Origin of the sequence: Microbacterium sp. NPDC058389 (assembly GCF_042722305.1) — a bacterium.
Classification (GTDB): domain Bacteria; phylum Actinomycetota; class Actinomycetes; order Actinomycetales; family Microbacteriaceae; genus Microbacterium.
On record NZ_JBHXJQ010000029.1, the window covers coordinates 1 to 6436 of the forward strand.

Genomic DNA, 6436 nt, shown 5'->3' on the forward strand with positions numbered 1-6436 from the left:
GCACTCGGCCGGCGGACCCGCGGTCAGCGTGAAGCGATGCTCAGAGCGTCGCGACGAAGGGGTCGAAGCCCTCGGGCAGCAGCGGCACGGGCGCGACGGTGCTCTCGACGACGACGGTCGTGCCCGTCGCGGCGGCCTCCTGCGCCGACAGCAGGATGTCGAGCACGTGGAAGCCGAGCTCGCCCGACGCCACGTGGGGGCGGCCCTCGGCGATCGCGCGCACCATGTCGAGCGCGCCGAGACCACGGCCCACCTCGACGTCGGCGTGCTCGATCTCGACCCACTCCTGCTCGAACGACATGCCGTCGCGGATGACGCCCAGCGGCTTGACGTACGCGATGCGACCCGCGAACTGGTTCGGGTCGGGGATCACGATCGTGCCCTCGGTGCCGTGGATCTCCACGATGCCGTGACGCTCGAGCGCGGAGTCGAAGCTCAGCAGGCTCTGGGCCTGCTGACCGCTCTCGAACGCCGTGACGATCTGGATCGTCGAGGGCACCTCGACGGGGAACGTGGTCCCCGCGTTCGGGCCGGTGTGGATCTGGCGCTCCTCGCGCGCCTTCGTGCCGACGGCCGCGACGCGGTCCACCGGCCCGAGCAGGCTCACGAGTGCCGAGAAGTAGTACGGCCCCATGTCGAGGAGCGGTCCCGCACCCTGGGCGAACAGGAACGCCGGGCTCGGGTGCCACAGGTCCGGACCCTGGGTCTGGAACGTGGTCAGCGCGAACAGCGGACGGCCGATGAGGCCGTCCTCGATCGCCCGCCGCGCCGCCTGGAAGCCCGGGCCGAGCAGCGTGTCGGGCGCGGAGCCGACCCGCAGGCCCGCTTCCTCCGCCTCGCGCAGCAGCTCGGCGGCGCCCTCGCGGTCCAGGCCCAGCGGCTTCTCGGTCCACACGTGCTTGCCCGCGGCGATGGCCGCGCGCGACACCTCGACGTGCACGGCCGGGATCGTCAGGTTCACGACGAGGTCGACGCCCGGGTGGGCGAGGACATCCTCGGCGGAGCCGGACGAGGGGACGCCGTACTTCTCGGCCTGCGCCTGCGCGCGGTCGAGCAGCAGGTCGCCGACGATGAGCACCTCGACGTCCGGGAAGGACGACAGGTTGGCGAGGTAGGTGTCGCTGATGACGCCCACCCCGATGATGCCGACGCCGACCGCGCTCATCGGGCGAACCCGCCTTCGATGAGGAACGCGTAGCTGGCCGCGATGTCGGCGAAGACGTCGTCACCGGGGTTGTTGTCGTACTCGACGACGGCGTACTTCAGGGCGGATGCCGCACGCAGCGCGTCCGCGAGGGGCACATCGCCCTCACCGGCACGACGCTGGTCGAGGGCGGCCGAGCCGAACTCCTCCGCACCCGGTGCGAACGGGTTGTGGGCGGGGGCGATGCCGTCCTTCACGTGGGCCGCGACGAGGCGGTCGCCCAGCCGCGAGACGAGGCCGACGACGTCCTGGCGGCCGACGAGCGCCCAGTACAGGTCGAGCTCGAGGACGACGCGCTCGTCGGTGATCGAGACGAAGTGCTCGTACGCCGTCTTGCCGTCGAAGTCCGCGATGAACTCCTGCGCGTGGTTGTGGTATCCGACCTCGAGGCCGAAGGTCGCCGCGGTGTCGGCGAGCTTGTTGAGCCGGTCGGCGATGTCGGTAACACCCTCGAGCGTGAGCCAGCGCTCGGTCGCGACGAACGGGTCGATGACGGTCTTCATGCCGACCTTGGCGGCGGCCTCGAAGACGACCTCGGGGGCAGGCGTGGGGATCGAACCGTCGGGAGTCCAGAGCTCGTCCGACAGCAGCGGCGCGTGACCGGTGGGCGAGGCGAGGCCCGAGGCGTCGAGCGCGGCACGGATCTCGTCGGGGCGACGCACGAAGTCGAACGCCTCGACGTTGCGCAGTCCGATCGCGGCGAGCTTGTCGAGCGATCCCTTCATGTCTGCGGTGAACTCCGCAGCGAGTGTGTAGAGCTGAACCGAGGCTTCTGGCAGGGCCACGTCGACCTTCCTTTCGTGCGCGAATCGCAGGGCATCCGATGGTGCCCGCAGTCAGAGTAGCAGAAACCTCCACCCGGAAGTTATGCGCTTCGACGCAGCGTGGGATCGGGAGAGGGGATGCCGTCGCGAAAGGAATCCTCACCCGCAGGGCGCTCAGCGGATAAGGTCTACGAAAACGGGCCAATGGAGGTGCCGTGCAAGGAATGCTGATCCTCGCGTTCGCGATCACGTTCGCGATCCTGGCCATCGCGGTGTTCGCCGCGACCCGACCCCGCGTCGCCGACGTCGACGTGCGGCTTCGATGGCCCGACGTGGCGGTCCGCGTTCTCGTCGGTGTCTCGCTGCTCGTCCTCGCCGCCCTGACGGTGTGGATCTGGCTCGCCTTCTCGGCCTGATCCCCGCCCTCAGGCGATCCGCACCGCCGCCGCCGGACGGTACGTCCAGACCCAAGCGCACTGCAGCAGGGTGAAGCCGAACAGCAGCACGCCGAGCGGCACATGGAACGCCTTCTGGTGCGCGAGCCCGAGGGCGACCTGCCCCGAAACGCCCAGCAGGAACAGCAGGGCCGAGACCGCAGGACCTCCTGGGCCGCCGGCCGGGCGCCACGCCAGGACCGCGATGACGAGGTGGACCACGGCCACCACGAACAGGGTGTACGAGGTCGCGCTGTGCAGGGCCTTTCCTCCCGGGATCGACAGCAGCAGGCCCGCCGCGACGGCGGCGGCGAAGGTCACTGCGGTCTGTGCCGTGATCACGCTGCGCAGCGCGGTCACGGAAGCGGTGGTGAGAGTGCGGGGTGCGGGCATCGGTGTCCTCCTCGGTGGGTGTCGACACAGAGGTGACGAGACGGCGCCTCAAGATGTGAGGTTCGCTCGCAGAATGGACGGGTGCCCCTCAGCGAGACAGACCTCTATGTCGACGAGCAGCGCCGCCTCACCGGCCTCGCGTATCGCCTCACCGGTTCGTGGGCGGATGCCGAGGACGCCGTGCAGGACGCCTTCTCGCGCTGGTACGCCCTCGCGCCGGACGATCGCTCGGCGATCCGGTCTCCGGAGGCCTGGCTCACGACCGTCACGGGGCGGCTCTGCCTCGACCTGCTGCGGTCGGCGCGTGTGCGCCGCGAGCGCTATGTCGGCGAGTGGCTGCCCGAGCCTCTGCCCCACGACGTCGCCGCGACGCTCGCCCTCGATCCCTCCGGCGACCCCGCCGACCAGGCGGTGCGGGACGAATCGCTGTCGACCGCGTTCCTCGTGATGCTCGAGTCGATGACGCCGGCCGAGCGCGTCGCGTTCGTGCTTCACGACGTCTTCGCGTACTCGTTCGCCGAGATCGCGGTCACGCTCGATCGGAGCCCTGTCGCCGCCCGGCAGCTCGCGTCGTCCGCGCGCCGGCGGGTGACGTCTGCGCTCCCGGCCGTCGCGCACACGACCGAGCACTCGGCAACGATCCACCGTCTACGGCTGGCCTGGGAGGCCGCCGACATCGGTGCCCTGGTCGAGCTCCTCGACCCGGGCGTGATCCTCGTCGCCGATGGCGGCGGCGTCGTGACCGCGGCCCTCCGTCCGATCCAGGGCGTCGACGCCGTCGCCCGATACTTCGCGACGGTCCCGGCGCGGACAGCCGGTCTTACGATCGTCGAGCAGACCGTCAACGGGCGCCCTGGACTCGTGGCCGAACACGCCGGCTCGCCCGCCACCGTCGCGGCGTTCGAGTTCGCCGGCGGCCGCATCGTGCGGATCTGGGCGGTGCGCAACCCCGACAAGCTGGGGCTGTGGGGCGGGGCGTAGGGATCCGGGATGCCGGGATCCCGGCATCCACCAGGCTCCGATGCGTGTCGGACCGAGCTCAGCCCTCGCGCTCGTCCAGCGCCGCACGAGCGGCATCGACGGCGGCTTCGGTCGCGGAGTAGCCGTGCTCGGGGCCGGGGAACACACCGCCGCGCACCTCGCGCGCGTACGCCGCGACACCCGCGACCATGTCGGGGCCGATCGCGCCGTACCGCTTCACGAACGCGGCGGTCTTGCCCTCGGTGATGCCCAGCAGATCGTGGACGACGAGCACCTGGCCGTCCGCGGGACCGGCGCCGATGCCGATCACCGGGATCTGCAGGTGCGGCAGCACGACGGCGGCCACATCCGCGGGCACCGCCTCGATCACGAGGACGCTCGCACCGGCGTCCTGGACGGCCAGCGCCTCCCGCACGATGCGTGCGGCGGACTCCGCCGTGCGCCCCTGGGCACGCAGCCCGCCGAGCGCGACCGCGGTCTGGGGCGTGAGCCCGACGTGGGCGACGACCGGGATGCCGGCCTCGGCGATCGCGCGGATGCGCGACAGGCGCGCCTCACCCCCGCCTTCGAGCTTGACGGCGTCCGCGCCGGCCTCCTTCACGAAGCGCACGGCGGTGGCGACCGCCTGCTCGTCCGACACCTCGGTGGAGCCGAACGGCAGGTCCGCGACCACGAACGCGGTCCACACTCCCCGGCGCACGGCGCCCGCGAGCACCAGCATCTCGTCGACGGTCACCGCGACGGTCGAGTCGTGGCCGAGCACGACCTGCGCGCCGGAATCCCCGACGAGCACCATGTCGACCTCGGCCTGCTCGGCGGTGCGTCCGGTGGGATAGTCGTACGCGGTCACCATGACGATCGGCTCGCGCCGTGCCTTCATCTCGGCGAGCCGCTGCAGCGTGACCTTCGCAGGCATCACGCACCTCCTATGACGGTGTTGTCGATGAGCCGCGTGGTGCCGACTCGCGCCGCGATCGCGACGAGCACCGGTCCCTCGACAGCGGCGACGGGGGCGAACGTCTCAGGATCGACGAACGCCACGTATTCGGGATGGATGCCGGCCGCCTCGAGCTCCGCGACGGCTCGGGCCTGCAGCGCGCCGGTGCCGGACAGGCCCCCGGCGGCGGCATCCCTCACCGCATCCAGCGCGCGCGGGATCGCGAGTGCCTGGGACCGCTCGTGAGGACTCAGACGCGTGTTGCGGCTCGACCGTGCAAGCCCGTCGGCGTCGCGCGAGGTGGGGCACACGACGACCTTGACGGGGATGCCGAGGTCTGCGACGAACCGGCGGATCACGGCGACCTGCTGCGCGTCCTTCGCCCCGAAATAGGCGTGGTCGGGCAGCGACGCGAGCAGCAGCTTGGTGACCACGGTCGCGACGCCGTCGAAGTGGCCGCGCCCGCGTTCCGCACCCTCGAGGGTCTCGGCGATCGGACCGGACACGGTCACGGTGGTCGCGAACGCGCGCGGGTACACCTCGGCCGCGTCGGGCGCGAACACCACGTCGACGCCCTCCGCCTCGGCGAGGTCCAGGTCGGCGGCCTCGGTGCGCGGATACGCGGCGAGGTCGGCCTGCTCGTTGAACTGCGTCGGGTTGACGAAGATCGACATCACGACGGTGTCGTCCGCCGCGCGGGCGGCGCGCAGCAGCGTCGCATGGCCCTCGTGGAGCGCTCCCATCGTGGGGACGAGACCGATGGTGCCGTCGCGGCGCGGCGACAGAGCCGCGCGCAGCTCGGCGACGGTGCGGACGACGATCATGCGGGGGTCCCCGGAGTCGAGCGGACGAGGTCGCGGGTCGCTTCGGTCAGCGCGTCGAAGAGGGGCGCGCGGCGCGGCATCCGCGCTGCCACCGCCGCCCGCTGACGAGCGACGGTCTCGTCGTCGCCGCGGGCGATCGGGCCCGTCAGCGCCGCACTGCCGGCGGTCTCCCAGTTCGAGACCGTCGCGCGGACGAGTGGGACGAGGGCGTCGCGCGGGATGCCGGCCGTCGCCGCGAGATCTGCTGCGAAGGCCTCCAGCGTCACGAGGAAGTTCGAGGCGATGGATGCGGCCGCGTGGTACGCGGCACGGTCGTCGTCGTCGAGCTCGAACGCGCGCAGTCCGAGCGCCCCCGCCAGCGCATGGGCGCTCGCCCGCGCGCGGTCGGTGCTGCCGGCTATCGCCGCCGGGACGCCGACGAACTCCGCGCCGGGTCCGGTCACCGTCAAGAGCGGGTGCAGGCCGAAGGCCTCGTGCGGTGCGAGGGGCGCGAGCGTCGTCGCGCCCGACACGTGCCCCACGACGGGACCACGGACGACGGATGCCGCAGCCGTGCCGATCTCGGCGTCGGGCACCGTCAGCAGCACGACGTCGGCGCCCTCTGCGGTCGCCCCACGGCCGAGCGGCCCCTGCACCTCGACGCCCGCGGCGCGGAGCGAGGCAGCGAGTGCACGGCCGATCCGGCCGTCGCCGACGATCGCGACGATGCCCACACGGTGGACGTCACGGGCGCGTGCAGCGTCGGAGTCGAGGTCCGGCATCATCGCCCCTCCCGTCGTTGCACCAGGTTCAAAATACCTTGTGGAGGTGGGTTGTTAACGCGGAATGGCCACCCAGGGTGTGGGTGGCCATTCCGTGAATGGGTGTCCGGCGGTGTCCTACTCTCCCACAGGGTCCCC

General features: G+C 71.8%; 8 protein-coding genes. 2 read left to right on the forward strand and 6 right to left on the reverse strand.

All coding sequences use genetic code 11. From position 1 onward, the window contains the following. Window positions 1–40 precede the first annotated feature (40 nt). Together ACFWJ8_RS20825 and ACFWJ8_RS20830 are read right to left on the reverse strand one after the other, a co-directional pair. Window positions 41–1165 (reverse strand): Gfo/Idh/MocA family protein, encoded by a 1125-nt coding sequence (locus tag ACFWJ8_RS20825; protein WP_378815157.1) that lies wholly within the window; start codon window positions 1163–1165, stop codon window positions 41–43. Next, window positions 1162–1989 carry a sugar phosphate isomerase/epimerase family protein gene (locus tag ACFWJ8_RS20830; RefSeq protein ID WP_378815159.1) on the reverse strand — a complete coding sequence of 276 codons (828 nt, stop codon included), beginning with the start codon at window positions 1987–1989 and terminating at the stop codon, window positions 1162–1164. Before ACFWJ8_RS20830 ends, ACFWJ8_RS20825 begins: the two co-directional genes overlap by 4 nt. Window positions 1990–2183: 194 nt before the next feature. On the opposite strand from ACFWJ8_RS20830, the gene ACFWJ8_RS20835 reads away from it, so the two are divergent. Further along, on the forward strand, window positions 2184–2384 hold the full coding sequence (locus tag ACFWJ8_RS20835) for a hypothetical protein (protein WP_378815161.1): 201 nt from the start codon (window positions 2184–2186) through the stop codon (window positions 2382–2384). A 9-nt stretch (window positions 2385–2393) separates the two neighbouring features. Here the strand turns inward: ACFWJ8_RS20835 and ACFWJ8_RS20840 are convergent, their stop codons facing one another. Beyond that, on the reverse strand, window positions 2394–2795 hold the full coding sequence (locus tag ACFWJ8_RS20840) for a hypothetical protein (RefSeq protein ID WP_378815163.1): 402 nt from the start codon (window positions 2793–2795) through the stop codon (window positions 2394–2396). Between the two features lie 81 nt (window positions 2796–2876). On the opposite strand from ACFWJ8_RS20840, the gene sigJ reads away from it, so the two are divergent. Next, window positions 2877–3776, forward strand: a complete 900-nt coding sequence (gene sigJ, locus ACFWJ8_RS20845) for an RNA polymerase sigma factor SigJ (RefSeq protein ID WP_378815165.1) — start codon at window positions 2877–2879, stop codon at window positions 3774–3776. 58 nt (window positions 3777–3834) lie between these two features. Here sigJ and panB read toward each other — a convergent pair whose 3' ends face one another. From panB to ACFWJ8_RS20860, 3 genes are read right to left on the reverse strand one after another with little or no spacing between them, the layout of a single operon-like run. Then, entirely contained in the window at window positions 3835–4692 is an 858-nt protein-coding gene (gene panB / locus ACFWJ8_RS20850) for a 3-methyl-2-oxobutanoate hydroxymethyltransferase (RefSeq protein WP_378815167.1), read from the reverse strand. Continuing rightward, complete coding sequence (panC, locus tag ACFWJ8_RS20855) at window positions 4692–5537, reverse strand: pantoate--beta-alanine ligase (protein WP_378815169.1); 846 nt, start codon at window positions 5535–5537, stop codon at window positions 4692–4694. Before panC ends, panB begins: the two co-directional genes overlap by 1 nt. Continuing rightward, on the reverse strand, window positions 5534–6298 hold the full coding sequence (locus ACFWJ8_RS20860) for a DUF2520 domain-containing protein (protein ID WP_378815171.1): 765 nt from the start codon (window positions 6296–6298) through the stop codon (window positions 5534–5536). Before ACFWJ8_RS20860 ends, panC begins: the two co-directional genes overlap by 4 nt. Window positions 6299–6436: the final 138 nt, after the last annotated feature.

Bases quoted from the DNA above. Each gene is read 5' to 3' on its own strand.
- ACFWJ8_RS20825 (WP_378815157.1), bottom strand. From the start codon at position 1,165: ATGAGCGCGGTCGGCGTCGGCATCATCGGGGTGGGCGTCATCAGCGAC.
- ACFWJ8_RS20840 (WP_378815163.1), bottom strand. From the start codon at position 2,795: ATGCCCGCACCCCGCACTCTCACCACCGCTTCCGTGACCGCGCTGCGC.
- panB (WP_378815167.1), bottom strand. From the start codon at position 4,692: ATGCCTGCGAAGGTCACGCTGCAGCGGCTCGCCGAGATGAAGGCACGG.
- panC (WP_378815169.1), bottom strand. From the start codon at position 5,537: ATGATCGTCGTCCGCACCGTCGCCGAGCTGCGCGCGGCTCTGTCGCCG.
- ACFWJ8_RS20860 (WP_378815171.1), bottom strand. From the start codon at position 6,298: ATGCCGGACCTCGACTCCGACGCTGCACGCGCCCGTGACGTCCACCGT.